Genomic DNA, 26835 nt, shown 5'->3' with positions numbered 1-26835 from the left:
GGCTCTTCGGTCGCGCGTGCCCTGACGCTCGCGTACGGAATCGCCCGCGACCACGCCGCCCGGAAACACCGTCGGGCGGTGTCCCTTCGAGTTCGTAGATCGAAAGCAGGAATGGCTTCCAACGCCCGCCTCGACCACCGCAACCCCCTCGTGTTCGATACCCACGAGCTGGGCCGGCGTCCTGGTGCGCTGCAGCGCCTGACCCGTGAGATCGACGCCCCCACGGATCTCGGCATCCCGGGAGTCATCGAAGTGCCGGAAGGCACCCCGGTGGAACTCGGCCTCCGGCTTGAGTCGGTCATGGAAGGGGTGCTTGTCACAGGCACCGCCCGTGCAACGGCCAAGGGGGAGTGCGTAAGGTGTCTGGAGCCGGTCGAGCTGGAGCTCGAAGCGGACTTCCAGGAGATGTTCTCGTACCCTGACGCCGACGACCGGGGCCGCGTGATCGCGGAACCGGGCGACGACGCCGAGGACGACGAGGACAGGCTCTTCATCGAGGACGGACTTTTCGACCTCGAGCCTGTGCTGCGCGATGCGGTGGTGCTCGCACTGCCGATGCAGCCGGTGTGCCAGGAAGACTGCCCGGGTCTGTGCTCCGAGTGCGGAGCCCGGCTCGCGGACGACCCGGAACACCATCATGACGCCGTCGACATCCGTTGGGCGGCTTTGCAGGGACTCGCCGGCACCACGACGGACGGCGAGAAGGACGAGATGAGCGGCGCCGAAGCGGGCGTCGACGAGAAGCAGGAGAAGTAGCCGTGGCTGTTCCGAAGCGGAAGATGTCGCGCAGCAACACGCGCCACCGCCGGTCGCAGTGGAAGGCTGCGGTCCCCACCCTGGTTGCGTGCGAGCGCTGCCACGAGCCCAAGCTGCAGCACATCGCGTGCCCGTCTTGCGGCACCTACAACAAGCGCCAGGTCCTCGAAGTCTGAGCGGTTGGTGAGAGGCCCGATGACAGACGCGAAAGCCGCCAGTCCCCGCCAGCGCGGGGCTGGCTCACCGGCCTCGTCCCACACAGTTCTGGAAGGGCGGCTCGGCTACCAGGTCGAGTCCGCCCTTCTGGTGCGTGCGCTCACCCACCGTTCCTACGCGTACGAGAACGGCGGTCTGCCGACGAACGAGCGGCTGGAGTTCCTCGGGGACTCCGTGCTCGGCCTCGTCGTGACGGACACGCTGTACCGCACCCACCCCGACCTGCCCGAGGGCCAACTGGCCAAGCTGCGGGCCGCGGTGGTCAACTCGCGTGCGCTGGCGGAGGTGGGGCGCGGCCTCGACCTCGGCGCCTTCATCCGGCTCGGCCGGGGTGAAGAGGGCACGGGTGGCCGGGACAAGGCGTCCATCCTCGCCGACACCCTTGAAGCGGTGATCGGCGCGGTCTATCTCGACCAGGGCCTCGACGCGGCGTCCGAGCTGGTGCACCGGCTCTTCGACCCGCTGATCGAGAAGTCCTCCAACCTGGGCGCGGGCCTGGACTGGAAGACGTCGCTCCAGGAGCTGACCGCGATCGAGGGACTCGGCGTGCCCGAGTACCTGGTCACGGAGACCGGCCCCGACCACGAGAAGACCTTCACTGCTGCCGCCCGCGTCGGAGGCGTCTCGTACGGCACCGGCACCGGCCGCAGCAAGAAGGAGGCGGAGCAGCAGGCCGCCGAGTCCGCCTGGCGTGCCATCAAGGCCGCCGCGGACGAGCGCGCCAAGGCGGCGACGGAGGCCGAACAGGCCGTCGTGGAAGCCGCCAAGGACGACGACACGTCGTCCGCCACCGCCTGACGACAGCACGACAGCAGCACCGAGCGCCCGCCCCACCGATTCCGGACGGGGCGGGCGCTCGGCTCATACCGCGTCCTTCTGTTTCCCAGAGCTGTTTCGCAGAGCCGTTTCCCAGAGCCTTTCCCACAGCGCCGTTCTACGGGGGTCCCGATGCCCGAGTTGCCCGAGGTCGAGGTCGTCCGGCGGGGGCTGGCGCGATGGGTGGCCCATCGCACCGTCGCCGAGACCGAGGTGCTGCACCCGCGCGCCGTGCGCCGCCATGTGGCCGGCGGCGAGGACTTCGCGCACCGGCTCAAGGGGCATCACATCGGCGACCCGAGCCGGCGCGGCAAGTACCTGTGGCTGCCGCTGGAGGAGACGAACCAGTCGGTCCTCGCGCACCTCGGGATGAGCGGGCAGCTGCTGGTGCAGCCGCGGGAGGCGCCGGACGAGAAGCATCTGCGCATCCGGGTCCGGTTCGCCGACTCGCTCGGCACCGAGCTGCGGTTCGTGGACCAACGCACCTTCGGCGGGCTGTCGTTGCACGACAACACCCCGGACGGGCTGCCCGACGTCATCGCGCACATCGCCCGCGACCCCCTCGACCCGCTCTTCGACGACGAGGCGTTCCACCAGGCGCTGCGGCGCAAGCGCACCACCGTCAAACGGGCCCTGCTGGACCAGTCGTTGATCAGCGGTGTCGGCAACATCTACGCGGACGAGGCCCTGTGGCGCGCCCGCATCCACTACGAGCGTCCGACCGCCGGCCTCACCCGCCCGGTCACGGCCGAACTCCTCGGCCACATCAGGGACGTGATGAACGCGGCCCTCGCCGTCGGCGGCACCAGCTTCGACAGCCTGTACGTCAACGTCAACGGCGAGTCGGGCTACTTCGACCGTTCGCTCGACGCCTACGGCCGCGAGGGCGAGCCCTGCCGCCGCTGCGGCACCCCCATGCGGCGCCGCCCGTGGATGAACCGGTCCAGCTACTTCTGCCCGAAGTGTCAGCGGGCGCCGCGCGTCTCGTCGTAACGCCCGCGCGCGGCCAGCACCTCGTCCATGGCGCCCTCCACGCACTCGATGAGGGCCAGCAGCCGCTTCGCGACCTCGCGGCCGAGCGGGGTCAGCTCGTAGTCGACGCGGGGCGGGTTGGTCGGCTGGGCCTCGCGGTGCACCAGGCCGTCGCGCTCCAGCGCGTGCAGGGTCTGGGAGAGCATCTTCTCGCTCACCCCGTCGACGCGGCGGCGCAACTCGTTGAAGCGCAGTGAGCCCTCGTACAGGGCCCCGAGGGTCAGTCCGCCCCAGCGGCCCGTGACGTTCTCCAGCGTGCAGCGGGAGGGGCATGCCTTGGCGAAGACGTTGTAGGCGAGCTCGTCGGGCTCCTGGGGCAGTGCGGTCATGACACAAGAGTACGCCCATGCAGCGCTAACTGCGGGGTTGCGCTAACTTTTGGTTAGTGCTTTCCTGTGCTCACCGTTATCGAGCTGCCCTTCCGAGGAGAGTCATGACCAGCCCCGTTGTTTCGATCGCCTACCACTCGGGCTTCGGCCACACCGCCGTCCTGGCCGAGGCCGTCCGCGCCGGTGCCGTCGAGGCGGGCGCCGAGGCGCACCTGATCAAGGTGGACGAGATCACCGAGGAGCAGTGGGGGATACTCGACCGCTCGGACGCGATCGTCTTTGGCTCGCCCACCTACATGGGCACCGCCTCCGGTGCCTTCCATGTCTTCGGCGAGGCGACCTCCTCGCGCTGGGCCGGCCAGGGCTGGCAGGACAAGCTGGCCGCCGGGTTCACCAACTCGGGCTCCAAGAGCGGCGACAAGCTGCACACGCTCCAGTTCTTCCAGACGCTCGCCGCGCAGCACGGCATGCACTGGGTGAACCTCGGGCTGCTCCCCGGCTGGAACAGCAGCTCCGCCTCCGAGAACGATCTCAACCGTCTGGGCTTCTTCGCCGGCGCCGCCGCCCAGACCGACACCGACCAGGGCCCCGAGGGTGTGCACAAGGCGGACATCGCCACGGCCGAGCACCTCGGACGCCGGGTGACCGAGACTGCGCGGACGTTCGCGCGGGGCCGGGTCGCCGCGTAACTCCACTGCGCAGCAGGGGAGTCCGGCACTACCGGGCAGGGGGGCTCGGCAGGAAGGGGTCGGCAGGGGGCTCGGCAGGGGGCTCGGCCTCAGCTGCCGAACTCCTCGGTCCACCAGGGGCCGCCCGCGCCGAAGTGCACGCCGACGCCGAGGGTGTGGAAGTCGCAGTTCAGGATGTTGGCGCGGTGCTCGGGGCTGGCCATCCACGCCTTCACCACGGCCGCCGCGTCCGCCGGGCCGCGCGCGATGTTCTCGGCGCCGAGCCCGCTGACGCCGGCCGCCGCCGCCCGGTCCCACGGCGACTTCCCGTCCGGGTCGGTGTCCGAGAAGAAGCCCCGCGCCGCCATGTCGTCGCTGAACTTCTCGGCCAGGCCGGTCAGCGCCGAGTTCGCGGACAGCGCGCTGCACCCCGCCTTGGCCCGCTCGTCGTTGACCAGCTTCAGCACCTCCGCCTCGGCGGCGGCCTGCGCGGAGACGGTCACGGGCGGGGCGGTCGGTCCGGGGGCCGCGGTCTTCGACGCCGTGGGGCGCGGCTTCGCCCTGGTGGGGGAGGGCTTGGGCTTGGGAGGGGCGGGGGCGGCCGGGGTGGTCCTGGGGGCGCTGGGCTTCGTGGACGCCGACGGGGCCGACGCGGACTTCGACGGGCTCGGCGGGGCGGAGGCCGAGGGCGAGGCCGGCGCGGACGTCGAGGGCGCCGGTGACGAGGACGGCGACGAGGAGGGCGTCGGGGCGGTGGAAGAGGGTGTCCGCGTGGTGCCCTGACCGGCCGCCGACCCGCCGGAGCCGGTGCCGCCGCCGGTGCCCCCGCTGCCCGTACCGCCGATGTCCACGCTGCCGGACGCGCCGCCCTGCTCGTCGGCCGTGTTGCCGGGGGAGTCCACCGCCCGGATATGGTCGCCGCCGGTGGTGTGCGAGCTGCCGTCGAGGCGGTAGCCCTGGAAGCCCGGGACCACACCCGCGGCCACCGCGGCCGTGCCCAGGGCGACGGCCACGCACATCCCGAGCAGCGTCATGCTCACCGCCCGCCCCGCCTGCTTCGGCCGCCGCCGGCCACGGGCGGGATTCTCGTCCGGGCCCTCACCGGGGCCGCCACCGGAACCCGCGCCCGACCCGCCACCGGGACCGCCGACCGCCCCGAAACCGCTCACCGGACCAGCCGGAGGACCAGCCGAACCACCGGCCGCACCCGTACCCGGGTCCGCACCCGTACCCGGGTCCGAATCCCCATCCGAATACGCCGCATCCCCCGGCCCCGCCGCGAAGAGATACGCGTCGGCCTTGGCCTTCGCCGCCGCGTACGCCTCGGGGTTCAGATAGGGCGCGGTGCCCATCGGTATCGGCGCCGTGGGCGCGGACGCCGGATCGTCGCTCCCGGCGGCGGAGGCGCGCGGGTCGTCGCCCTCCGCGGCGCGGCCGGCGTCCGAGCGTCGGTGGCGTCCCATGACCTTGCCCTCTTCCTCGTACTTCCTTGATGCTTCTGGCCAGCCCAACCCACTCGATCGAGTGGGTTTCCCCGGGGATGCGCCCGCGAGCGGACCGTACCTCATGCCCTTCGAGGGCGATGTGTCCCGAACGACACCGGCCGGTTAGGTTGCCCCCATGAGTGAGGATGTTCGACTGGTCGCCTGGGTGCGTGGGCACGTGCAGGGCGTGGGATTTCGCTGGTTCACCCGTGCCAAGGCGCTGGAGATCGGCGGCCTGAGTGGTTTTGCTCTCAATTTGGCGGACGGCCGGGTCCAGGTCGTCGCCGAGGGCGCGCGCGAGGGCTGCGAGGGGCTGCTCGACTGGCTCCAGGAGGCCGACACGCCCGGCCGTGTCGACGGCGTCACCGAGATCTGGGACACACCCCGCGGCGGCTACGACGGCTTCGCGATCCGCTGAGCCGAAGCCGTCCCGCACGCGGCCGCCGGGCCCCCTCGAACGGCGGCCCGGAGCGGAAACGGCCTGGTGGTTGCCAAGGCGGGCGCAGCATGGGAGGCTCCGCAGATACAGCTGATCGCTGCGCCCCAGGGCTTGGACGACGCGCTGCGCCGCCGTGTCTTGCCGGCCGCGCGCCCCGGTCCGCCCGCCAATACGGGGTGTGATCGTGTTGACCGTCAAACTTTTTGGTGAGACGCTGAAAGCCCCGCGCACCTTAGCTGTTTGGCATGGAGCAACAGCAGAGCAACACCTGGATGTGCCAAGCACCGCGGGTGCGAATCCCTCACGACCCACACCGCATCGGTCGGTCACTCAGTGTGGAGGACCATCCATCATGGCAAAGGCGCTTCTCGGTTACGTCGGCGGCTCCGACCCGCGACTCCTCGCCGAGATGCGACGGCTTCAGCAGCGCGTACAGGACCTGGAGTCCGAGCTGGTCAGGATCCAGGCGGAGAACGACGCGCTGGCGGCTGCCGCCTCTCAGGACAGGATCATGGAGAGCATCGACGCACGCCAGGCGGAGCCTGCGCTCACCTGATCACTGCATCGTTCCACGACAGCAGCAGTGGTTGGGCAGCCCGTATCAACCGCTCAGCAGACCGGACGACCGGCATCCGAGGCCGTCCATAGAATCGCAAGGGACGCTTCGGCGTCCCTTCTTTCTTCCCCCGCGCATCCTTTCACCTTCTTCAACATCTGGTGTGCCCTGCCTGTCCGGCGGTGAAACCGCGCGGTCGCGAGGGTTCATGGAGTGAGACAGCGGCGGCCGGTAGAGTCCGGCGGCGTGCACCTCAAGGCCCTGACCCTGCGCGGTTTCAAGTCGTTCGCCTCCGCGACCACGCTCCGGTTCGAACCCGGGATCACCTGCGTCGTCGGACCGAACGGCTCGGGCAAGTCCAATGTGGTGGACGCGCTGAGCTGGGTCATGGGCGAGCAGGGCGCCAAGTCGCTGCGCGGCGGCAAGATGGAGGACGTCATCTTCGCCGGCACCACCGGGCGTCCCCCGCTGGGCCGCGCCGAGGTGTCCCTGACCATCGACAACTCCGACGGGGCGCTGCCCATCGAGTACGCCGAGGTCACCATCACGCGGATCATGTTCCGCAACGGCGGCAGCGAGTACCAGATCAACGGCGACACCTGCCGCCTCCTCGACATCCAGGAACTGCTCTCCGACTCCGGCATTGGCCGCGAGATGCATGTGATCGTCGGCCAGGGCCAGCTGGACTCCGTGCTGCACGCCGATCCGATGGGCCGCCGCGCCTTCATCGAGGAGGCGGCCGGTGTCCTCAAACACCGCAGGCGCAAGGAGAAGGCGCTGCGGAAGCTGGACGCGATGCAGGCCAACCTCGCCCGCGTCCAGGACCTCACCGACGAACTGCGCCGCCAGCTCAAGCCGCTCGGCCGGCAGGCGGCGGTGGCCCGCCGGGCCGCCGTCATCCAGGCCGACCTGCGCGACGCCCGGCTGCGGCTGCTCGCCGACGACCTCGTACGACTGCGCCGGGCGCTGGACGCCGAGATCGCCGACGAGGCCGCGCTCAAGGAGCGCAAGGAGGCCGCCGAGCAGGAGCTGAGGAAGGCCCTGCACCGCGAGTCCCTCCTGGAGGACGAGGTACGGCAGCTCGCGCCCCGCCTCCAGCGCGCCCAGCAGACCTGGTACGAGCTGTCCCAGCTGGCCGAGCGGGTGCGCGGCACGATCTCGCTGGCCGACGCCCGGGTCAAGAGCGCCACCTCCGCGCCGCCCGAGGAGCGCCGCGGCCGCGACCCCGAGGACCTGGAGCGCGAGGCCGCCCGGGTCCGCGAGCAGGAGGCCGAGCTGGAGGCCGCCCTGGAAGCGGCCCGGCACGCCCTGGACGACACGGTCGCCCACCGCGCCGAACTGGAGCGGGAACTGGCCGTCGAGGAACGCCGGCTCAAGGACGTGGCCCGCGCCATCGCCGACCGTCGCGAGGGCCTGGCGCGGCTGAACGGGCAGGTGGGCGCGGCCCGTTCGCGCGCCGCCGCCGCACAGGCCGAGATCGACCGGCTGGCCACGGCCCGCGACGAGGCACGGCAGCGCGCGGTACGCGCCCAGGAGGAGTACGAGGCGCTCAGGGCCGAGGTCGACGGGCTCGACGCGGACGACACCCACCTCGCCGAGCGGCACCAGGAGGCCAGGGGGCGGCTCGCCGACGCCGAGACCGCCCTGACCGCCGCCCGCCAGACCGCCGCCACCACCGAACGCCGCCGCGCCGCGACCCAGGCCCGCCGCGAGGCACTGGCCCTGGGCCTGCGCCGCAAGGACGGCACCGGCATACTGCTGGACTCCACGACCCACCTCACCGGCCTCCTCGGCCCGGCGGCGGAACTCCTCACCATCACCCCGGGCTACGAGATCCCCCTGGCCGCCGCCTTCGGCGCCGCCGCCGACGCCCTCGCCGTGACCAACCCGGCCTCGGCCGCCGACGCCCTCCGCCTCCTGCACAAACAGGACGGAGGAAGGGCGGCCCTGCTCATCACCGGCTCACCGGAGGCGCCCCTCAGGGGCGCGGGGAACTGCGCGAGCAACCACGACGCACCCGCACCCGACGGCGGACCGACCCTGGCCGAAAAATACGTCCGCGCCCCCTCGGATCTGATGCCGGCGATCCGCAGACTCCTCCACCACACCGTCGTGGTCGACACCCTGGACGCCGCCGAAGACCTCATCCGCTCTCACCCCCACCTCACCGCCGTCACCGCCGAAGGCGACCTCCTCGGTGCCCACTTCGCCCACGGCGGCTCCGCCGGCGCCCCCAGCCTGCTGGAGGTCCAGGCATCCGTGGACGAGGCCGCCGCCGAACTCGCGGAGCTCTCGGTGCGCTGCGCCGAGCTGGCCGAAGAAGAGAACGCGGCGACGGACCGCCGTACCGAGGCCGCCGCCCTCGTGGAGGAGCTGGGCGAACGGCGCCGCGCGGCCGACCGGGAGAAGTCCACCGTCGCCCAGCAGCTCGGCCGCCTCGCCGGCGAGGCCCGCGCCGCCGCCGGTGAGGCCGAGCGCTCCACCGCCGCCGCCGCGCGGGCGCAGGACGCGCTGGACCGGGCGGTACAGGAGGCCGAGGAGCTCGCGGAGCGGCTCGCCGTCGCCGAGGAGACGCCGGTTCAGGAGGAGCCGGACACCGCGGTGCGCGACCGGCTCTCCGCCGACGGCGCCAACGCGCGGCAGACCGAGATGGAGGCCCGCCTCCAGGTCCGTACCCATGAGGAGCGGGTCAAGGGCCTGGCCGGCCGTGCCGACTCCCTCGACCGCGCCGCCCGCGCGGAGCGGGAGGCACGGGCGCGGGCCGAGCAGCGCCGGGCCCGGCTGCGCCACGAGGCGGCCGTCGCCCGGGCGGTGGCCGACGGCGCCCGGCAGCTGCTGGCGCACGTCGAGGTCTCCCTCGTCCGCGCCGATCAGGAGCGCACCGCCGCCGAGGCCGCCAAGGCCCGGCGCGAGCGGGACCTGACCGCCGCCCGCACCACCGGACGTGAACTGAAGTCGGAACTCGACAAGTTGACGGATTCGGTCCATCGCGGTGAGGTACTCGGCGCCGAGAAGCGGCTGCGGATCGAGCAGCTGGAGACCAGGGCGCTGGAGGAGCTGGGTGTCGAACCGGCCGGGCTGGAGACGGAGTACGGGCCGCACCAGCTCGTGCCGCCCTCGCCCCCCGCCGACGGCGAGACGCTGCCGGAGGACCCGGACGACCCCCGTAACCAGCCGCGCCCCTTCGCACGGGCCGAGCAGGAGAAGCGGCTCAAGGCCGCCGAGCGCGCCTACCAGCAGCTCGGCAAGGTCAATCCGCTGGCCCTGGAGGAGTTCGCGGCGCTGGAGGAGCGGCACAAGTTCCTCAGCGAGCAGCTGGAGGACCTGAAGAAGACCCGTGCCGATCTGCTCCAGGTGGTGAAGGAGGTCGACGAGCGGGTCGAGCAGGTCTTCACCGAGGCGTACCGGGACACCGCGCGTGAGTTCGAGGGCGTCTTCGGCCGGCTGTTCCCGGGCGGCGAGGGCCGGCTCGTGCTCACCGACCCCGACCACATGCTCACCACGGGCGTCGACGTGGAGGCGCGGCCGCCGGGCAAGAAGGTCAAGCGGCTCTCCCTGCTCTCGGGCGGCGAGCGGTCGCTGACGGCCGTCGCGCTGCTGGTGTCGATCTTCAAGGCCCGGCCGAGTCCCTTCTACGTGATGGACGAGGTCGAGGCCGCGCTGGACGACACCAACCTCCAGCGGCTGATCCGGATCATGCAGGAGTTGCAGGAGTCCTCGCAGCTGATCGTGATCACGCACCAGAAGCGCACGATGGAGGTGGCGGACGCGCTGTACGGCGTCTCCATGCAGGGCGACGGTGTGTCGAAGGTCATCTCGCAGCGCCTGCGCTGACCCATTTCAAGATCAACCACAACTGGCGATCAAGATCACCTCACTCCCTGTTCATTTCTTGAACACGGAGCGATCTGCGGTATCTCGTAACTCACAGCTTTATCCCTATTGACTTCGAAAGTTGAAGGCATAGTCTTCCCCACGTTGCATTTTTCCTTCAGGTGTAAGTAGCGCAGGCGTATGCGCCACTGGAGACCTGGAAGGGCTCACCCACCCCGGCAGCGTTGCCGTGGCCCGAGGAGTTTCACGTGACCAGCACAGCGCAGGCACCTCAGTCAGGAGCCGGGACGGCTCATCCCGAACATCTCGGGCATGTCATATTCATCGCCGCGGCCGCGGCGATGGGCGGCTTCCTCTTCGGCTACGACAGCTCCGTCATCAACGGCGCCGTCGAGGCCATCCGCGACCGTTACGACATCGGCTCCGCCGCGCTCGCGCAGGTCATCGCCATCGCCCTGATCGGCTGTGCCATCGGCGCCGCCACCGCGGGCCGGATAGCCGACCGGATCGGCCGTATCCGCTGCATGCAGATCGCGGCCACGCTGTTCACGATCAGCGCCGTAGGCTCCGCGCTGCCCTTCGCGCTGTGGGACCTCGCCTTCTGGCGCATCGTCGGCGGTTTCGCCATCGGCATGGCCTCCGTGATCGGCCCCGCCTACATCGCCGAGGTCGCCCCGCCCGCCTACCGCGGCCGGCTCGGCTCCTTCCAGCAGGCCGCGATCGTCGTCGGCATCGCCATCTCCCAGCTGGTCAACTGGGGCCTGCTGAACGCCGCCGGCGGCAACCAGCGCGGCCACCTCATGGGCCTGGAGGCATGGCAGGTCATGCTGGGCGTCATGGTGGTCCCGGCCGCCCTGTACGGCCTGCTGTCCTTCGCCATCCCCGAGTCCCCGCGCTTCCTGCTCTCCGTCGGCAAGCGTGAGCGCGCCAAGGAGATCCTGGCCGAGGTCGAGGGCACGGGCACCGACCTGGACAAGCGCGTCGCCGACATCGAGCACGCCATGAAGAGCGAGCACCGCTCCACCTTCAAGGACCTGCTGGGCGGCGGCTTCTTCTTCAAGCCGATCGTCTGGGTGGGCATCGGCCTGTCGGTCTTCCAGCAGTTCGTCGGCATCAACGTCGCGTTCTACTACTCCTCGACGCTGTGGCAGTCGGTCGGTGTCGACCCGACGGACTCGTTCTTCTACTCCTTCACCACGTCCATCATCAACATCGTCGGCACCGTGATCGCGATGATCTTCGTGGACCGGATCGGCCGCAAGCCGCTCGCGCTCATCGGCTCGGTCGGCATGGTCGTCGGCCTGGCGCTGGAGGCGTGGGCGTTCTCGTACCACCTGGTCGACGGCAAGCTGCCCGCCACGCAGGGCTGGGTCGCCCTGGTCGCCGCGCACATCTTCGTCCTCTTCTTCGCCCTGTCCTGGGGTGTGGTCGTCTGGGTCATGCTCGGCGAGATGTTCCCGAACCGGCTCCGCGCCGCCGCCCTGGGCGTGGCCGCCGCCGCGCAGTGGATCGCCAACTGGGCGATCACCGCGAGCTTCCCGTCGCTGGCCGACTGGAACCTCTCCGGCACGTACGTCATCTACACGGTGTTCGCCGCCCTCTCCATCCCCTTCGTCCTGAAGTTCGTCAAGGAGACGAAGGGCAAGACGCTGGAGGAGATGGGCTGAGCCTCGCGGACCGCGAGGCACCCCCGAACCCGGGGAGAAGGGCCTTCAGACCCCGCTGCCCCTCTCCTCGTCACTCCCCTCGCCCCCGGCCCGGCCACTGCCCGGTCCGGGGGCGAGGGCTTTTCGTCCTGTTCAGCCGGGTTCGCCGAGACGGGCGAGGCCGTCCAGGATGCGCCGCAGTCCGAAGGTGAAGGCGTGCTCGGGGTCGTACATGCCCTGGTGCGCCTCTCCCGCGGCGCGGCCGACGCGCGCGGCGAGGGGGAAGCGGGCGGGATCGAAGACCTTGGCCAGCAGGGGTTCGTGTGCGGCCCACCACTGCCGGTCGGACAGCGCGCTGTCCCGGACGGCCGCCTGGGTGTCGAGGGCCGAGCCCTCGAACGCGGCCAGTTCGTGCTCGTACTTGGTCATCACGCCGGGGCCCAGCGGTGGCCGCGCCGTGGACAGGGCGGCGACCCAGGGGGGCGGCCGCACAGGCCGCGGTTCTCCCGCGCCACGGCCTCGACCCGGCCGCGCCACGGGGCGTCCGGCCGGGTGCCGCGCGGCATCCGCAGGTATACGGAGTCCAGCATGAGGTCGAGCAGCCCGGCCTTGCCCGGCACATAGTCGTAGGGCGTCATCGGCGCGGCCCCAGTAGGCGGGCGATGCTGCGCTGGTCAGCGCCTCGACGCCGGCGGAGTCGGCGAGTTCGACGGCGACCCGGGCGACGGCATCGACCGACAGGCCCTGCCGGGGGCCGCGCCACGCCCCCTCGGCTCCGGGTTCGCGCCACAGCGGTTCCAGGATGCGCGCCGGGTCGCCCGCGCCTCCGTGTTCCTCGGCCATGGCCCCGTTCTTCCTGTTCTTCCTGCCGGAACCCCGGGCCATCTGGGCTTCCGCGAGGCCATGGCCGCCGGCGGCTTCGCCTCGCTGGGTCGCGCGCACACGCCCGATGTGATCCTGCTGCGACGCGGCACCGAGGTCCGGCCGTAGGGCTTCCGGGACCAGCGCGCCGCAGGGGTGATCCTCGCGTTCGCCGTGGACGATCCGGACGCCGGGCACGAGCGGCTGAAGAACGAGGGCGCCCCCGTCGCCCTGCCGCCGCGCGAGGAAGCCTGGGGCGGCGCACACACGTGACGCACAGCAGAACCCCCTCCGGCGCGGGGCGCTGAAGGGGGTGTGCGTCGTGGCGTCGGACGGTCAGACCGCGGCGGTCGCCTGCTCGCCGGTCGGGCCGGAGACAGACGCGGCAGACCCAGTGGCCCCGGTGGCCCCCGCCGTCTCGTCGGCGCCGGCCGGAGCCTCGATCGCCGGCTTCGGCAGGGCCAGGTACAGCACGCCCGAGATCACGATCGTGGCGACCCAGCCGAGGCCGTACTCGCCGATGACGTTGTTCTTGGCCAGCGGGCCGGTGAACCAGTCCGAGGTGGTGAACATCAGACCCGAGACCAGGCCGATCGCCCACGCGGCCACGGCGGCGGGGGAGAAGCCGCCCTTGTACCAGTAGGCGCTGGTGCGCGTCGTGTCGGCCATCGCCCGGCCGTCGTACTCCGTACGGCGGAACATGTCCGCGCCGAACACGCCGACCCACGCGGAGAACGCGACCGCGAGCAGGGACAGGAAGGCGATGAAGGAGCCCATGAAGCTCGTCGCCACCAGCATCAGCACCCCGCCGAACACCAGCGAGATCACCGCGTTGACCGACACCGCCCAGTGCCGCGGCACCTTGAAACCGAGGGTCTGCGCGGTGAAGCCCGCCGAGTACATCGACATCGAGTTGATCAGCAGCATGCCGACCAGCGCGATGAACAGGTACGGCACCGCGATCCACGTCGGCAGGATCTTGCCCAGGAAGGACACCGGGTCGGCGGCCGAGGCCAGGTCCGGGGTGGCGACCGCCATCACCGCGCCCATCAGCACCATCGGCAGCACGACCACACCGGCGCCGCCGACCGCCGTGCCCACGATCGCCTTCGAGGAGGCCGTGCGCGGCAGATAGCGGGTGAAGTCCGGGGCCGTCGGGATCCAGCTGACGCCACCGGCCGCGATCATGCCGATGCCGGTGATCACCGCGGCCGTGGAACCGGCGCTGTGGTCCATCACCTTCGACCAGTCCGTCTTCACCGCCAGGTAGACGAGGACCAGCACCGAGAACGCGCCGAAGAAATAGGTGGCGTACTTGTTGCACTTCTGCACGGCGTTGATACCGAGCCCGGAGATCGCGAACGTCGCCACCACGAAGACCAGCAGCGTCACCATGTCCAGGACGCTGTTCGCCTTGATGCCGCACACGATCTCCAGGATGGAGAGCATGGCGTAGGCGCCGGTCACCGCGTTGATCGTCTCCCAGCCCCAGCGGGCCACCCAGATCAGCGAACCCGGCAGCAGATTGCCCCGCTGTCCGAACACCGCGCGGGACAGCGCCATGCCCGGCGCCCCGCCCCGCTTGCCGGCGATGCCGATCAGACCGACCAGGCCGTACGACACTACGGGCGCCGCGACCGCGACGACCAGCGCCTGCCAGATGTTCAGGTGGTACGCCACGACGAGGCTCGCGCCCATCGTCAGCAGCAGGACGCTGATGTTGGCGCCGACCCAGGTCGGGAACAGCTCACGGGTCCGGCCGGTCCGCTCGTGGTCCGGGACCTGCTCGATGCCACGCGTCTCGAGAGCGCCTTCGGTCTCGACGGTTTTGCTCATGGGGAAGGGTGCCCTAGAGGTGGGGGGAAGGGGACGGTCGGACTCTACGCGCGTCAACGCAGCCCGGACCATCGTACTTTGCTCCGACTCCTCGCCAAACGTGGCGTTTGTCTCTCGGAGGAAGTCACAAGCCCCCTCCCGGCGGAACCCATGGCCGATACTGGGGGGCGTTATGGAAACCATCATCCTTGCTGTAGTCATCGCCGTGGTCGTGCTCGGCGCGCTCGGCGGGCTGATCGTGGGCACCCGACGCCGGAAGTCGCTGCCCCCGCCGCCCCCGAAGGCGCCCGACATCACCGCGCCCCCGGCCGAGCCGCATGTCGGCGAAGAGGCCGAGACGCCGCGCGACGAACCCCGCCGGACGATCGAGGAGGTGGATCTCCCGGGCGGCCCGCCGGTCGCCGTCGAAGAGCCTCCCGTCCCCACCGTCGAGGCTCCGGAGATCGAGATCCCGGAGCCCACCGCGGGCCGGCTGGTCCGGCTCCGCACCCGCCTGTCCCGCTCCCAGAACGCCCTCGGCAAGGGCCTGCTCACGCTGCTCTCGCGCGAGCACCTGGACGACGACACCTGGGAGGAGATCGAGGACACCCTGCTCACCGCCGACGTCGGTGTGCAGCCCACCCAGGAACTGGTCGAGAGCCTGCGCGAACGCGTCAAGGTGCTCGGCACCCGCACCCCCGAGGAGCTGCGCGGCCTGCTGCGCGAGGAACTCCTCAAGCTGGTCGGCACCGATGTCGACCGCACGGTGAGGACCGAGCCCGCCGACCGCAAGCCCGGCATCGTGATGGTCGTCGGCGTCAACGGCACCGGCAAGACCACCACCACCGGCAAGCTCGCCCGCGTCCTGGTCGCCGACGGCCGCACCGTGGTGCTCGGCGCCGCCGACACCTTCCGTGCCGCCGCCGCCGACCAGCTGCAGACCTGGGGCGAGCGGGTCGGTGCCTACACCGTGCGCGGTCCCGAGGGCGGCGACCCCGCCTCCGTGGCCTTCGACTCGGTGAAGGAGGGCAAGGAGATGGGGGTCGACGTCGTCCTCATCGACACCGCGGGACGGCTGCACACCAAGACCGGTCTCATGGACGAGCTGGGCAAGGTCAAGCGCGTGGTGGAGAAGCACGCGCCGCTGGACGAGGTGCTGCTGGTCCTGGACGCCACCACCGGGCAGAACGGTCTGGTGCAGGCCCGGGTGTTCGCCGAGGTCGTGGACATCACCGGCATCGTGCTGACCAAGCTGGACGGCACGGCCAAGGGCGGCATCGTGGTCGCCGTCCAGCGCGAGCTGGGCGTGCCGGTCAAGCTGATCGGCCTCGGCGAGGGCGCGGACGACCTGGCGCCGTTCGAGCCCGAGGCGTTCGTGGACGCGCTGATCGGAGACTGACCGTCGCCGGACGACCGTCCGAGACGAAGAAGTGCCCGCCCTCAAGGTGCAGTCGAGGACGGGCACTTCGCTTTTCCGGGCCGTGCGCCGGCCGCTTTCCCGGCGTCCCTACGCCCGCCACCGCGACCGGTGCGCCACATAGGCCAGCGTCCCCAGCAGCAGCCGGGCCGCCGGGGGCGGGTCGCGGAGTCGAGGGCGGGCGGGCGCAGCCAGCGCACCGGGCCCCGGCCGCCCCGGTCGCAGGGCGGCGCGGTGATGTACGTACCGGACCCGAGGCCGCGCAGATCGAGGGTGCGCGGGTCGTCCCAGCCCATGCGGTACAGCAGCCGGGGCAGCTCGGCCGCGGCGCCCGGGGCCACGAAGAAGTGCGCCCGGCCCTCCGGGGTCACGGCCACCGGGCCCAGCGGCAGACCCATCCGCTCCAGCCGCACCAGGGCGCGCCGGCCGGCCGGCTCGGAGACCTCCACGACGTCGAACGAGCGGCCCACCGGGAGCAGCACCGAGGCGCCCGGGCACTCCGCCCACGCCTTGGCCACGTCGTCGAGCGTGGCCCCGGCCGGCACCTCGGGCGCGAAGTCGAGCGGATGCGCGCCCGGCTCCGGGCAGTCCTCGAACCCGCAGGAGCAGGCGCCCGCCGCGGCCCGCGCGCCCGGCACCACGTCCCAGCCCCACAGCCCGGTGAACTCGGCGACGGTGGTGCACTCCGCGGACCGGCCACGCCGACGCGTGCCGGAACGGATCTCGCGAATGCCGCCGATCGTGAAGCCCATGCCCCCTCCAACGGGTCCAGCGCGCCGGTGGTTACGACACGGAACGAGACGGAAGCGGAACGTAACGCTACGGCTCCGACCGCCCTCGCCGTGACGGAACCGGGGCGGCGCTCTGAAGCACGGCGGGTGGCGCACCGGGATCCACGCGCCCCTTTGTGCATCGCTCCGCCCGCTTCCGTTCTTCCTGTGTCAAGTGAATCGCGTGCGACGGAACGGGAGTTCATTCGAAGGGGTGGCGAATGGTGGCGTTTCTCTGATCCGCGTGGCTGAGCCGGTGATCAGGGGGTTACTGTGAGTGTGCGGAATCCTCGGGGCACATGCGCCTGTGGGTATGCCCGGGGCAACCCGGGTGCCCCACGGAAGCGACTCGGCGGTAACCCGGAAATGCCCCGAGAGCGGCTCGGTATCGCGTTCGAAGGCTGGGAACCGGGGGACGCCGGACCGTATTTACCGGCATTCTGATAGGGCTTGGCGCACTCGGCGGCCAAGGGGTCTCAGGGATGGGGGCGTTCCAGTGGGCGGCAATGGCGGAAGCGGGACAAGCGCTGCAAACGCTGACAAGCGCCCCAATGAGCTGCTCGGCTCGTGGTTCGTGCGCAGCGGCTGGTCCAAGGGCGAGCTGGCCCGCCAAGTGAACCGCAGGGCACGCCAGTTAGGTGCCAACCACATCTCCACCGACACCTCCCGGGTGCGCCGCTGGCTGGACGGCGAGAACCCGCGCGAACCGATCCCGCGCATCCTCTCCGAGCTGTTCTCCGAGCGCTTCGGCTGCGTGGTCTCCATCGAGGACCTGGGCCTGCGCGCCGCCCGCCAGTCGACCGCCGCCTCCGGGGTCGACCTGCCCTGGACCGGCCCCCAGACCATCGCCCAGCTCGGCGAGTTCTCCCGCAGCGACCTGATGCTCGCCCGGCGCGGCTTCCTCGGCACCTCCCTCGCGCTGTCCGCGGGCCCCACCCTGATCGAGCCCATGCAGCGCTGGCTCGTGCCCACCCCCGGCACCCCGGCCGCGCCCGCCCCCGAACCCGCCCTCGACCCCCGCAGGCCCGGCCGCCTCTCCAAGCCGGAGCTGGAGCTGCTGGAGTCCACCACCAAGATGTTCCGCCAGTGGGACGCCCAGTGCGGCGGCGGACTGCGCCGCAAGGCCGTCGTCGGCCAGCTGCACGAGGTCACCGACCTGCTCCAGGAACCCCAGCCCGAGGCCACCACCCGCAAGCTCTTCAAGGTCGCCGCCGAACTGGCCGAACTGGCCGGCTGGATGTCGTACGACGTGGGGCTCCAGCCCACCGCGCAGAAGTACTTCGTCCTCGCGCTGCACGCCGCCAAGGAGGCGGGGGACCGGCCGCTCGGCTCGTACATCCTCTCCAGCATGAGCCGCCAGATGATCCACCTCGGCCGGCCCGACGACGCCCTGGAGCTGATCCACCTCGCCCAGTACGGCAGCCGCGACTGCGCCGGGCCGCGCACCCAGTCCATGCTGTATGCGATGGAGGCCCGCGCCTACGCCAACATGGGCCAGCCCGGCCGCACCAAACGCGCGGTGCGCATGGCCGAGGACACCTTCTCCGAGGCCGACGAGTGGGACGAGCCGGACCCCGACTGGATCCGCTTCTTCTCCGAGGCCGAGCTGTACGCGGAGAACTCCCACTCCTTCCGCGACCTCGCCTACAGCGCGGGCCGCAGTCCCGCCTACGCCTCCCTCGCCGAGCCGCTGATGCGCCGCGCGGTGGACCTGTTCGCCAAGGACGGCGAGCACCAGCGGTCGTATGCGCTCAACCTGATCGGCATGGCCACCGTGCACCTCCTCCAGGACGAGCCGGAAGCCGGCGCCGAGTTCGCCTCGCGGGCGCTGACCGTGGCCAAGAAGGTCCGCTCCGAGCGCGTGAACACCCGTATCCGAAAGACGGTCGGCACGGCCGTGCGCGACCACGGCGATCTCGGTGCCGTGGTCGACCTCGCCGAACAGCTCGCCGTCGACCTCCCCGAGTCCGAGGCCGTCTGACCCGGACCCCGCCCCAGAACCCCGGCCGCGGCCGGACCTCCCGAACCGCCCGACTCGGCTCCCCCAACGCCAGGTCATCGAGAGGCCCGCGCCGCGGCCGGTTCATGGGCACGTAACACACAGGACGTCTTCGTCACCCCGGTGAAACAACGCGTGGCTTCCGTGGAAACGGTGCTACGTCAGTCTCTGGCGCATACCGGCCCCCACATCACCCACCGGACCGCCGAGGCACCGCCCGCACGGGGCGCCCCGATCGACGAGGAGACGCCGATGGCCCCAGCCATCATGCTTGCGGCGGACGCACCCAAGCTGTCGTCCGCCAACACAGGCTTCATGCTCATTGCTTCCGCCCTGGTGCTGCTCATGACCCCGGGCCTGGCCTTCTTCTACGGAGGCATGGTCCGCGTCAAGAGCACCCTGAACATGCTGATGATGAGCTTCATCAGCATGGGCATCGTCACCATTCTGTGGGTGCTCTACGGCTTCTCGATGAGCTTCGGCACGGACCACGGCTCCCTGATCGGCTGGACCTCCGACTTCGTCGGCTGGACCGGCATCGGCAAGATGGACCTGTGGCCGGGTTACACCATTCCGGTCTTCGTCTTCGCCGTCTTCCAGATGATGTTCGCGATCATCACACCGGCCCTCATCAGCGGCGCCCTCGCCGACCGGGTGAAGTTCAGCGCCTGGGCCGTCTTCCTCGTGCTGTGGGTCACCCTCGTCTACTTCCCCGTCGCCCACTGGGTCTGGGGCACCGGCGGCTGGGCCTACGAACTGGGCGTGATCGACTTCGCCGGCGGTACGGCGGTCCACATCAACGCCGGTGCCGCCGCCCTCGGCGTCATCCTCGTCATCGGCAAGCGCGTCGGCTTCAAGAAGGACCCGATGCGCCCGCACAGCCTGCCCCTGGTCATGCTCGGCGCCGGTCTGCTGTGGTTCGGCTGGTTCGGCTTCAACGCCGGCTCCTGGCTCGGCAACGACGACGGCGTCGGCCCCCTGATGTTCGTCAACACCCAGATCGCCACCGCCGCCGCCATGCTCGCCTGGCTCGGCTACGAGAAGATCCGGCACGGCGCCTGCACCACCCTCGGCGCCGCCTCCGGCGCGGTCGCCGGCCTCGTCGCCATCACCCCCTCCGGCGGCGCGGTCACCCCGCTCGGCGCGATCGCGGTCGGCGCCATCGCCGGTGTCGCCTGCGCCGCGGCCGTCGGACTGAAGTTTCGCTTCGGCTACGACGACTCCCTCGACGTCGTCGGCGTCCACATGGTCGGCGGCATCATCGGCTCCCTGCTGATCGGCTTCTTCGCCAGCGGCAAGGGCCAGTCCACCGCCACCGGCGTCTTCTACGGCGACCACTCCTTCACCCAGCTGTGGAAGCAGTGCGCCGGCGTCGGCGGCGTCCTCGCCTACTCCCTGATCGTCTCCGCCGTCCTCGCCTTCCTCCTCGACAAGACCATCGGGATGCGGATCAGCCAGGACGAGGAGGTCTCCGGCATCGACCGCGCCGAGCACGCCGAGAGCGCCTACGACTACAGCGGCGCGGGCGGCGGCGTCCTCGGCTCCGCCCTCTCCGCCGCGGCCGGCGCGAGCGGCGGGAAGCAGCCGGAGAATCAGGGCGACAAGAAGAGCGGGAAGCAGACCAAGAAGGTGGACGCATGAAGCTCATCACGGCCGTCGTCAAGCCGTACCGGCTCGACGAGATCAAAGAGGCCCTTCAGTCCTTCGGCGTCCACGGACTGACGGTCACCGAGGCCAGCGGCTACGGTCGGCAACGGGGCCACACCGAGGTCTACCGCGGCGCGGAGTACACCGTCGACCTGGTCCCCAAGATCCGCATCGAGGTCCTCACCGAGGACGACGACGCCGAGGAACTGATCGAGGCCATCGTCAAGGCCGCCCGCACCGGCAAGATCGGCGACGGCAAGGTCTGGTCGGTCCCGGTCGAGACGGCCGTACGCGTGCGCACCGGGGAACGCGGCCCGGACGCCCTCTGAGATCAGTCCTGGAACACCGGAACGGAACAGGAGTCGCTGGGTGACGGGAACGGATGAGCGGACATCGGCCGAGAGCCCCGGACCCGGCGGCTACGCGGCGGCCCGGCTGCGCCTCCTCACCGAGGGGGCGCGGACCGGGCCGCCGCGCCGCGCCGCCCTCGCCGAACTGACCGACGACTGGCTCGCCGGACTCTTCACCGCGGGGGCCGGGAAACCCCAGGGCATCTCCCTCGTCGCGGTCGGCGGCTACGGCCGCGGCGAGCTGTCGCCGCGCAGCGACCTGGACCTCCTGCTGCTGCACGACGGCTCCGACCCCACCGCGGTCGCCGCCCTCGCCGACCGCCTCTGGTACCCCGTCTGGGACCTCGGCCTCGACCTCGACCACTCCGTGCGCACCCTCGCCGAGGCCCGCAGGACGGCCGGCGAGGACCTCAAGGTGCAGCTCGGCCTGCTGGACGCCCGCCATCTCGCCGGCGACCTCGGCCTGACCGCCGGGCTGCGCACCGCCGTCCTCGCCGACTGGCGCAACCAGGCCCCCAAACGGCTGCCCGAGCTGAAAGAGCTGTGCGACGAACGCGCCGACCGCCAGGGCGAGCTGCGGTTCCTCCTGGAACCCGACCTCAAGGAGGCCCGCGGCGGCCTGCGCGACGCCACCGCCCTGCGCGCCGTCGCCGCCTCCTGGCTCGCCGACGCCCCCCGCGAGGGCCTGGCCGAGGCCCGCCGCACCCTGCTCGACGTCCGCGACGCCCTCCATCTGAGCACCGGCCGCGCCACCGACCGGCTCGCCCTCCAGGAACAGGACCAGGTCGCGGCCGAACTGGGCCTGCTCGACGCCGACGTCCTGCTCCGGCAGGTCTACGAGGCGGCCCGTGTCATCTCCTACGCCGCGGACGTCACCTGGCGCGAGGTGGGGCGCGTGCTCCGCTCGCGCGCGGTACGCCCGCGCCTGCGCGCCATGCTGGGCGGCGGCAAGCAGGTCGCCGAGCGGTCCCCGCTCGCCGAGGGCGTGGTGGAACAGGACGGCGAGGTGGTGCTCGCCCGCGCCGCCCGCCCCGAACGCGACCCCGTGCTCCCGCTGCGCGCCGCGGCCGCCGCCGCCCAGGCGGGCCTCCCGCTCTCCCCGTACGCCGTACGACGCCTGGCCGCGGCCGCCCGCCCGCTGCCCACGCCCTGGCCCGCCGAGGCCCGCGAGCAACTGGTCACCCTGCTCGGCTCCGGCCGCCCCACCGTCGAGGTCTGGGAGGCGCTGGAGGCCGAGGGGCTGATCAGCGGGCTGCTCCCGGACTGGGAACGGGTCCGCTGCCGCCCCCAGCGCAACGCGGTCCACGTCTGGACCGTCGACCGCCATCTGATCGAGACCGCCGTCCGCGCCGCCGCCCTCACCCGGCATGTGCACCGCCCGGACCTCCTCCTGGTCGCGGCCCTGCTGCACGACATCGGCAAGGGCTGGCCCGGCGACCACTCGGTGGCCGGCGAGATCATCGCCAAGGACGTGGCCACCCGCATCGGCTTCGACGCCGAGGACGCCGCCGTCCTGGCGACGCTGGTCCGCCACCACCTCCTGCTGGTCGACACGGCCACCCGCCGCGACCTGGACGACCCCGCCACGGTCCGCTCCGTCGCCGACGCCGTCGGCACGCAGGGCACCCTGGAACTCCTGCACGCCCTGACCGAGGCCGACGCCCTCGCCACCGGCCCCGCCGCCTGGTCCTCCTGGCGCGGCTCCCTCGTCGCCGACCTGGTCCGCCGCGTCGGGGCGCTGCTCGCCGGAGACGTCCCGGACGAGCCCGCGCCCGCCGCGCCCACCGCCGAGGAGGAACGCCTGGCCGTCGAGGCGTTCCGCACCGGCGGCCCGGTGCTCGCGCTGCGCGCCCGCAGCGAGCCGGTGCCCGCCGAGGAACCGCCCGGCGCGCCCGAGCCCCTCGGCGTCGAGCTGCTCATCGCCGTACCCGACCAGAGTGCCGTGCTGCCCGCCGTCGCCGGTGTCCTCGCCGTGCACCGGCTCACCGTCCGCACCGCCGAGCTGCGCACCCTGCGGCTGCCGCAGGACGTAGCTGTGGAGGGGGCGGGGGACGGCTCGGTGCTGCTGCTCGACTGGCGGGTCGCCGCCGAGTACGGCTCGCTGCCCGAGGCCGCCCGGCTGCGCGCCGACCTGGTCCGCGCCCTGGACGGCTCGCTCGACATCCCGGGCCGGCTCGCCGAGCGGGACGCCGCGTATCCGAGGCGCCGGGGGCTGCTCGCCCCGCCGCCCCGGGTGACGGTCGCCCCGGCCGCCTCCCATCACGCCACCGTGATCGAGGTCCGCGCCCAGGACGCCCCCGGTCTGCTGCACCGCATCGGCATGGCCCTGGAGAAGGCGGGCGTGCGGGTCCGCAGCATGCACGTCTCGACCCTGGGCGCCAACGCGGTCGACGCCTTCTACGTGACGACCGGCGCGGGCGAGCCGCTGCCGGAGCAGGACGCGGGGTCGGTGGCGCGGGCGCTGGAGGAGACGCTGCGGGCGCCCTGACGGACACCGAATGCGACGGGCGGGGACTGATGACCTGCCGGGCCGGATACCCTGGAGGGCAGCCCAGACCCCTCCGACCCCGAGGACCGACGCCACCGTGTTCGATACCCTCTCCGACCGCCTCAGCGCGACTTTCAAAAACCTCCGCGGCAAGGGCCGGTTGTCCGAGGCGGACATCGACGCCACGGCACGCGAGATCCGCATCGCGCTCCTCGAAGCGGACGTGGCCCTGCCGGTCGTCCGTACGTTCATCAAGAACGTCAAGGAGCGTGCCCTCGGCGCCGAGGTCTCCAAGGCGCTGAACCCGGCGCAGCAGATCCTCAAGATCGTCAACGACGAGCTCGTCACCATCCTCGGTGGCGAGACCAGGCGCCTGCGCTTCGCCAAGCAGCCGCCCACCGTGATCATGCTCGCGGGTCTCCAGGGTGCCGGTAAGACCACCCTCGCGGGCAAGCTCGGCCGCTGGCTCAAGGAGCAGGGCCACTCCCCGCTGCTCGTCGCCTGTGACCTCCAGCGCCCCAACGCCGTCAACCAGCTCAGCGTCGTCGCCGAGCGCGCGGGCGTCGCCGTGTACGCGCCGGAGCCCGGCAACGGCGTCGGCGACCCGGTCAAGGTCGCCAAGGACTCCATCGAGTTCGCGAAGACCCGGGTCCACGACATCGTCATCGTCGACACCGCCGGCCGCCTCGGCATCGACCAGGAGATGATGCAGCAGGCCGCGGACATCCGCGACGCGGTCTCCCCGGACGAGATCCTCTTCGTCGTCGACGCGATGATCGGCCAGGACGCCGTCAACACGGCCGAGGCGTTCCGCGACGGCGTCGGCTTCGACGGTGTCGTCCTCTCCAAGCTCGACGGCGACGCCCGCGGCGGTGCCGCGCTGTCCATCCGGCAGATCACCGGCAAGCCGATCATGTTCGCGTCGAACGGCGAGAAGCTCGACGAGTTCGACGCGTTCCACCCGGACCGGATGGCCTCCCGCATCCTCGACATGGGTGACCTGCTCACCCTGATCGAGCAGGCGGAGAAGACCTTCAGCCAGGAAGAGGCCGCCAAGATGGCCTCCAAGCTGGCGTCCAAGAAGGGCCAGGACTTCACCCTGGACGACTTCCTGTCCCAGATGGAACAGGTCAGGAAGATGGGCTCGATCTCCAAGCTGCTCGGCATGCTGCCGGGCATGGGGCAGATCAAGGACCAGATCCAGAACATCGACGAGCGGGACGTCGACCGCACCGCCGCGATCATCAAGTCGATGACCCCGGGTGAGCGCCAGGACCCGACGATCATCAACGGCTCCCGCCGCGCCCGTATCGCCAAGGGCTCCGGCGTCGAGGTCAGCGCCGTGAAGGGCCTGGTCGAGCGGTTCTTCGAGGCCCGCAAGATGATGTCCCGGATGGCCCAGGGCGGCGGCATGCCGGGCATGCCGGGAATCCCGGGCATGGGCGGCGGCCCCGGCCGGCAGAAGAAGCAGCAGAAGAAGGCCAAGGGCAAGCAGCGCTCCGGCAACCCGATGAAGCGCAAGCAGCAGGAGCTGGAGGACGCCCAGCGCCGCGAGACCGCGGCCCAGAACGGCAACGCCTTCCAGCTGCCGCAGCAGGGCGCCGAGGAGTTCGAGCTGCCGGACGAGTTCAAGAAGTTCATGGGCTGACGGTCGTACGAAGCGGTCGTACTACATAACGGCTGTACGACTTCGAAGGGCGTCTCCTCTCCGAGGAGGCGCCCTTCATCATGTGCCGTGTGCCGATATCTGACTTAACGTCCCTATATGAGCAACGCGCCGCCCCCGCGCAAGGACCCGGAGCAGCCGTGGCGCGCCGAGGGCACCCCGAAGGGCCCCGGCGGCCCGGTGGGGGAGGGCTCCGGGGCGGGAAGTGGTGGGGGCTCCTCGTCACCGCGGTGATCGTCTTCCTGCTGGCCTATCTCGGCCTGAACTACCTCGGCCAGGCCAATCAGCCGACGATCTCCTACACCGAGTTCAGCCGGCAGGTCTCCGAGGGCAATGTCGCCACGATCTACTCCAAGGGCGACGCGATCCAGGGGCAGCTGAAGACGTCCCGGAGCAATCCCGAGGGCGGTGGCCGGTACACCAAGTTCAAGACGCAGCGTCCCGCTTTCGCGGACGACCGGCTGTGGCAGAACCTGAGCAGTCATGGCGTCACGGTGACCGCCCGGCCGATGGTGCAGGAGCGCAGCTTCCTGTCCAATCTGCTGCTCTCCCTGATCCCGATCCTCGTCCTGGTCGCGGTGTGGGTGTTCTTCGCCCGCAAGCTCGGCGGCGCGCTGCCCGGCGCGGGCGGTCTGTTCGGGCGCCGGGCGCCGCCCAAGCCGGTGGGGCCCGAGCCGGACACCCGGCGTACGACGTTCGCGGACGTGGCCGGGATCGACGAGGTCAAGGGCGAGCTGGACGACGTGGTCGACTTCCTGGAGCACCCCGACGCCTACCGCAGGATGGGCGCCAAGCTGCCCCGGGGCGTGCTGCTGGCCGGTCCGCCCGGCACCGGCAAGACCCTGCTCGCGCGGGCGGTCGCGGGCGAGGCCGGGGTGCCGTTCTTCTCGGCCTCGGCGTCGGAGTTCATCGAGATGATCGTCGGTGTCGGCGCCTCCCGGGTGCGCGAGCTGTTCGCGGAGGCCCGCAAGGTGGCGCCGTCGATCATCTTCATCGACGAGATCGACACCATCGGCCGGGCGCGCAGCGGCAGTACGGCCATGAGCGGGCACGACGAGCGCGAGCAGACGCTCAACCAGATCCTCACCGAGATGGACGGCTTCTCGGGCTCGGAGGGCGTGATCGTCATCGCGGCGACCAACCGCGCCGACATCCTGGACCCGGCGCTGACCCGCCCCGGCCGCTTCGACCGGGTGGTCTCGGTGGCCCCGCCGGACCGTGCGGGCCGTGAGGCGATCCTGCGGATCCACACCCGGGACGTGCCGCTGGAGCCGGATGTGGACCTGGCCCGGATGGCGCGCGCGACCCCCGGTATGACGGGCGCCGACCTGGCCAACCTCGCCAACGAGGCCGCGCTGCTCGCGGTCAAGCGCAAGCAGGAGCGGGTGACCGGCGCGGATCTCTCCGAGGCGCTGGAGAAGGTCCAGCTGGGCGCCGAGCGGACCCTGGTGATGCCGGAGGAGGACCGGCGGCGTACGGCGTACCACGAGAGCGGCCACGCGCTGCTGGGCATGCTCCAGCCGGGCGCGGACCCGGTCCGCAAGATCACCATCGTGCCGCGCGGACGGGCGCTCGGGGTGACGATGTCCTCGCCCGAGGTGGAGCGGTACGCCCATTCGGAGGAGTATCTGCGCGGTCGGATCATCGGTGCGCTGGGCGGCATGGCCGCGGAGGAGGTCGTCTACGGCGTGGTCACCACGGGCGCGGAGAGCGACCTCGAACAGGTGACGAACATCGCCCGCGCGATGGTCGCCCGCTGGGGCATGAGCGAGCGCGTCGGCCGGCTGTCCGCGCTGCCGAGCGACGCTCAGCAGGCGTACGGCCTGGCCGCCGCGCCCGGGACGCTCGATGTGATCGACACCGAGATGCGGCGGATCGTGGACGAGTGCTACGACGAGGCGCGGCACAAACTCCGCGACCACCGGGGCCAGCTGGACGCGCTGGCGCTGGCGCTCCTCGAGCACGAGACGCTGGAGGAGGCGGACGCGTACCGGATCGCCGGGATCACGCGGCTGGTCAAGGACCCCGAGGAGCCGCGCTGACCCC

20 protein-coding genes and 2 pseudogenes are annotated in these 26835 nt (G+C 71.5%); 16 read left to right on the top strand and 6 right to left on the bottom strand.

All coding sequences use genetic code 11. The features are described from left to right. Window positions 1-111: 111 nt before the first annotated feature. From GHR20_RS10765 to mutM, 4 genes are all read left to right on the top strand, one after another. On the top strand, window positions 112-756 hold the full coding sequence (locus tag GHR20_RS10765) for a DUF177 domain-containing protein (protein WP_111585562.1): 645 nt from the start codon (window positions 112-114) through the stop codon (window positions 754-756). 2 nt (window positions 757-758) lie between these two features. Next, window positions 759-932: a 50S ribosomal protein L32 gene (gene rpmF, locus GHR20_RS10760; RefSeq protein ID WP_007493396.1), complete on the top strand. Its 174-nt coding sequence runs from the start codon at window positions 759-761 to the stop codon at window positions 930-932. 19 nt (window positions 933-951) lie between these two features. Further along, window positions 952-1770 (top strand): ribonuclease III, encoded by an 819-nt coding sequence (gene rnc, locus GHR20_RS10755; protein ID WP_111585563.1) that lies wholly within the window; start codon window positions 952-954, stop codon window positions 1768-1770. A 150-nt stretch (window positions 1771-1920) separates the two neighbouring features. Continuing rightward, window positions 1921-2781 carry a bifunctional DNA-formamidopyrimidine glycosylase/DNA-(apurinic or apyrimidinic site) lyase gene (gene mutM, locus GHR20_RS10750; protein ID WP_148025266.1) on the top strand — a complete coding sequence of 287 codons (861 nt, stop codon included), beginning with the start codon at window positions 1921-1923 and terminating at the stop codon, window positions 2779-2781. Here the strand turns inward: mutM and GHR20_RS10745 are convergent. Then, window positions 2754-3149, bottom strand: coding sequence for a helix-turn-helix domain-containing protein (locus tag GHR20_RS10745; protein ID WP_153813047.1), 396 nt, complete (start codon window positions 3147-3149; stop codon window positions 2754-2756). The two genes, mutM and GHR20_RS10745, sit on opposite strands and share 28 nt — an antisense overlap. A gap of 104 nt (window positions 3150-3253) precedes the next feature. On the opposite strand from GHR20_RS10745, the gene GHR20_RS10740 reads away from it, so the two are divergent. Beyond that, window positions 3254-3838: a flavodoxin family protein gene (locus GHR20_RS10740; protein ID WP_111585566.1), complete on the top strand. Its 585-nt coding sequence runs from the start codon at window positions 3254-3256 to the stop codon at window positions 3836-3838. A gap of 89 nt (window positions 3839-3927) precedes the next feature. Here the strand turns inward: GHR20_RS10740 and GHR20_RS10735 are convergent, their stop codons facing one another. Further along, window positions 3928-5280: a CAP domain-containing protein gene (locus GHR20_RS10735; protein ID WP_153813046.1), complete on the bottom strand. Its 1353-nt coding sequence runs from the start codon at window positions 5278-5280 to the stop codon at window positions 3928-3930. 157 nt (window positions 5281-5437) lie between these two features. Here GHR20_RS10735 and GHR20_RS10730 point away from each other — a divergent pair, with 157 nt between their 5' ends. From GHR20_RS10730 to GHR20_RS10710, 4 genes are all read left to right on the top strand, one after another. Continuing rightward, complete coding sequence (locus tag GHR20_RS10730) at window positions 5438-5719, top strand: acylphosphatase (protein ID WP_153813045.1); 282 nt, start codon at window positions 5438-5440, stop codon at window positions 5717-5719. A 373-nt stretch (window positions 5720-6092) separates the two neighbouring features. After that, entirely contained in the window at window positions 6093-6296 is a 204-nt protein-coding gene (locus tag GHR20_RS10725) for a hypothetical protein (RefSeq protein ID WP_111585681.1), read from the top strand. 246 nt (window positions 6297-6542) lie between these two features. Continuing rightward, window positions 6543-10130, top strand: coding sequence for a chromosome segregation protein SMC (gene smc, locus GHR20_RS10715; RefSeq protein ID WP_153813044.1), 3588 nt, complete (start codon window positions 6543-6545; stop codon window positions 10128-10130). A 248-nt stretch (window positions 10131-10378) separates the two neighbouring features. Next, window positions 10379-11797: a sugar porter family MFS transporter gene (locus GHR20_RS10710; protein ID WP_153813043.1), complete on the top strand. Its 1419-nt coding sequence runs from the start codon at window positions 10379-10381 to the stop codon at window positions 11795-11797. A 132-nt stretch (window positions 11798-11929) separates the two neighbouring features. Here GHR20_RS10710 and GHR20_RS38320 read toward each other — a convergent pair whose 3' ends face one another. From GHR20_RS38320 to GHR20_RS10700, 3 genes are all read right to left on the bottom strand, one after another. Then, complete coding sequence (locus GHR20_RS38320) at window positions 11930-12205, bottom strand: TetR/AcrR family transcriptional regulator C-terminal domain-containing protein (protein ID WP_343336002.1); 276 nt, start codon at window positions 12203-12205, stop codon at window positions 11930-11932. Continuing rightward, window positions 12205-12414, bottom strand: coding sequence for a hypothetical protein (locus GHR20_RS38315; RefSeq protein ID WP_343336001.1), 210 nt, complete (start codon window positions 12412-12414; stop codon window positions 12205-12207). Before GHR20_RS38315 ends, GHR20_RS38320 begins: the two co-directional genes overlap by 1 nt. 559 nt (window positions 12415-12973) lie before the next feature. Then, a complete protein-coding gene (locus GHR20_RS10700; RefSeq protein WP_243877998.1) occupies window positions 12974-14473 on the bottom strand; it encodes a cytosine permease in 1500 nt (499 codons plus the stop codon). Window positions 14474-14645: 172 nt separating this feature from the next. On the opposite strand from GHR20_RS10700, the gene ftsY reads away from it, so the two are divergent. Then, entirely contained in the window at window positions 14646-15851 is a 1206-nt protein-coding gene (ftsY, locus tag GHR20_RS10695) for a signal recognition particle-docking protein FtsY (RefSeq protein ID WP_111585570.1), read from the top strand. Window positions 15852-15959: 108 nt separating this feature from the next. Here ftsY and GHR20_RS10690 read toward each other — a convergent pair. Then, window positions 15960-16621 (bottom strand): annotated as a pseudogene (locus GHR20_RS10690) (bifunctional DNA primase/polymerase). 514 nt (window positions 16622-17135) lie between these two features. Between GHR20_RS10690 and GHR20_RS10685 the strand changes: the two are divergent. The 6 genes and pseudogenes from GHR20_RS10685 (at window position 17136) to ftsH (ending at window position 26831) form a co-directional block, all read left to right on the top strand. After that, window positions 17136-18620 (top strand): hypothetical protein, encoded by a 1485-nt coding sequence (locus GHR20_RS10685; protein ID WP_153813042.1) that lies wholly within the window; start codon window positions 17136-17138, stop codon window positions 18618-18620. A 270-nt stretch (window positions 18621-18890) separates the two neighbouring features. After that, on the top strand, window positions 18891-20279 hold the full coding sequence (locus tag GHR20_RS10680; RefSeq protein ID WP_153813041.1) for an ammonium transporter: 1389 nt from the start codon (window positions 18891-18893) through the stop codon (window positions 20277-20279). Next, window positions 20276-20614 (top strand): P-II family nitrogen regulator, encoded by a 339-nt coding sequence (locus GHR20_RS10675; protein WP_085566762.1) that lies wholly within the window; start codon window positions 20276-20278, stop codon window positions 20612-20614. Before GHR20_RS10680 ends, GHR20_RS10675 begins: the two co-directional genes overlap by 4 nt. A gap of 40 nt (window positions 20615-20654) precedes the next feature. Beyond that, window positions 20655-23123 (top strand): [protein-PII] uridylyltransferase, encoded by a 2469-nt coding sequence (locus GHR20_RS10670; protein WP_153813040.1) that lies wholly within the window; start codon window positions 20655-20657, stop codon window positions 23121-23123. Window positions 23124-23220: 97 nt separating this feature from the next. Then, complete coding sequence (ffh, locus tag GHR20_RS10665; RefSeq protein ID WP_111585575.1) at window positions 23221-24771, top strand: signal recognition particle protein; 1551 nt, start codon at window positions 23221-23223, stop codon at window positions 24769-24771. Between the two features lie 117 nt (window positions 24772-24888). Further along, a pseudogene (gene ftsH / locus GHR20_RS10660) lies at window positions 24889-26831 on the top strand (ATP-dependent zinc metalloprotease FtsH). Window positions 26832-26835 lie beyond the last annotated feature (4 nt).

It is taken from the genome of Streptomyces sp. SUK 48, assembly GCF_009650765.1.
Taxonomy (GTDB): Bacteria; Actinomycetota; Actinomycetes; order Streptomycetales; family Streptomycetaceae; genus Streptomyces.
Note: the sequence above shows the minus strand (reverse complement) of the source record. Positions and strands in the feature narration are given on the sequence as shown.

Coding starts and splice junctions, on each gene's coding strand:
- GHR20_RS10675 (WP_085566762.1), top strand. CDS start 20,276: ATGAAGCTCATCACGGCCGTCGTCAAGCCGTACCGGCTCGACGAGATC.
- GHR20_RS10700 (WP_243877998.1), bottom strand. CDS start 14,473: ATGAGCAAAACCGTCGAGACCGAAGGCGCTCTCGAGACGCGTGGCATC.
- ftsY (WP_111585570.1), top strand. CDS start 14,646: ATGGAAACCATCATCCTTGCTGTAGTCATCGCCGTGGTCGTGCTCGGC.
- GHR20_RS38315 (WP_343336001.1), bottom strand. CDS start 12,414: ATGACGCCCTACGACTATGTGCCGGGCAAGGCCGGGCTGCTCGACCTC.
- GHR20_RS10740 (WP_111585566.1), top strand. CDS start 3,254: ATGACCAGCCCCGTTGTTTCGATCGCCTACCACTCGGGCTTCGGCCAC.
- GHR20_RS10735 (WP_153813046.1), bottom strand. CDS start 5,280: ATGGGACGCCACCGACGCTCGGACGCCGGCCGCGCCGCGGAGGGCGAC.
- rnc (WP_111585563.1), top strand. CDS start 952: ATGACAGACGCGAAAGCCGCCAGTCCCCGCCAGCGCGGGGCTGGCTCA.
- GHR20_RS10745 (WP_153813047.1), bottom strand. CDS start 3,149: ATGACCGCACTGCCCCAGGAGCCCGACGAGCTCGCCTACAACGTCTTC.
- GHR20_RS10765 (WP_111585562.1), top strand. CDS start 112: ATGGCTTCCAACGCCCGCCTCGACCACCGCAACCCCCTCGTGTTCGAT.
- GHR20_RS10725 (WP_111585681.1), top strand. CDS start 6,093: ATGGCAAAGGCGCTTCTCGGTTACGTCGGCGGCTCCGACCCGCGACTC.
- GHR20_RS10680 (WP_153813041.1), top strand. CDS start 18,891: ATGGCCCCAGCCATCATGCTTGCGGCGGACGCACCCAAGCTGTCGTCC.
- mutM (WP_148025266.1), top strand. CDS start 1,921: ATGCCCGAGTTGCCCGAGGTCGAGGTCGTCCGGCGGGGGCTGGCGCGA.
- GHR20_RS10730 (WP_153813045.1), top strand. CDS start 5,438: ATGAGTGAGGATGTTCGACTGGTCGCCTGGGTGCGTGGGCACGTGCAG.
- GHR20_RS38320 (WP_343336002.1), bottom strand. CDS start 12,205: ATGACCAAGTACGAGCACGAACTGGCCGCGTTCGAGGGCTCGGCCCTC.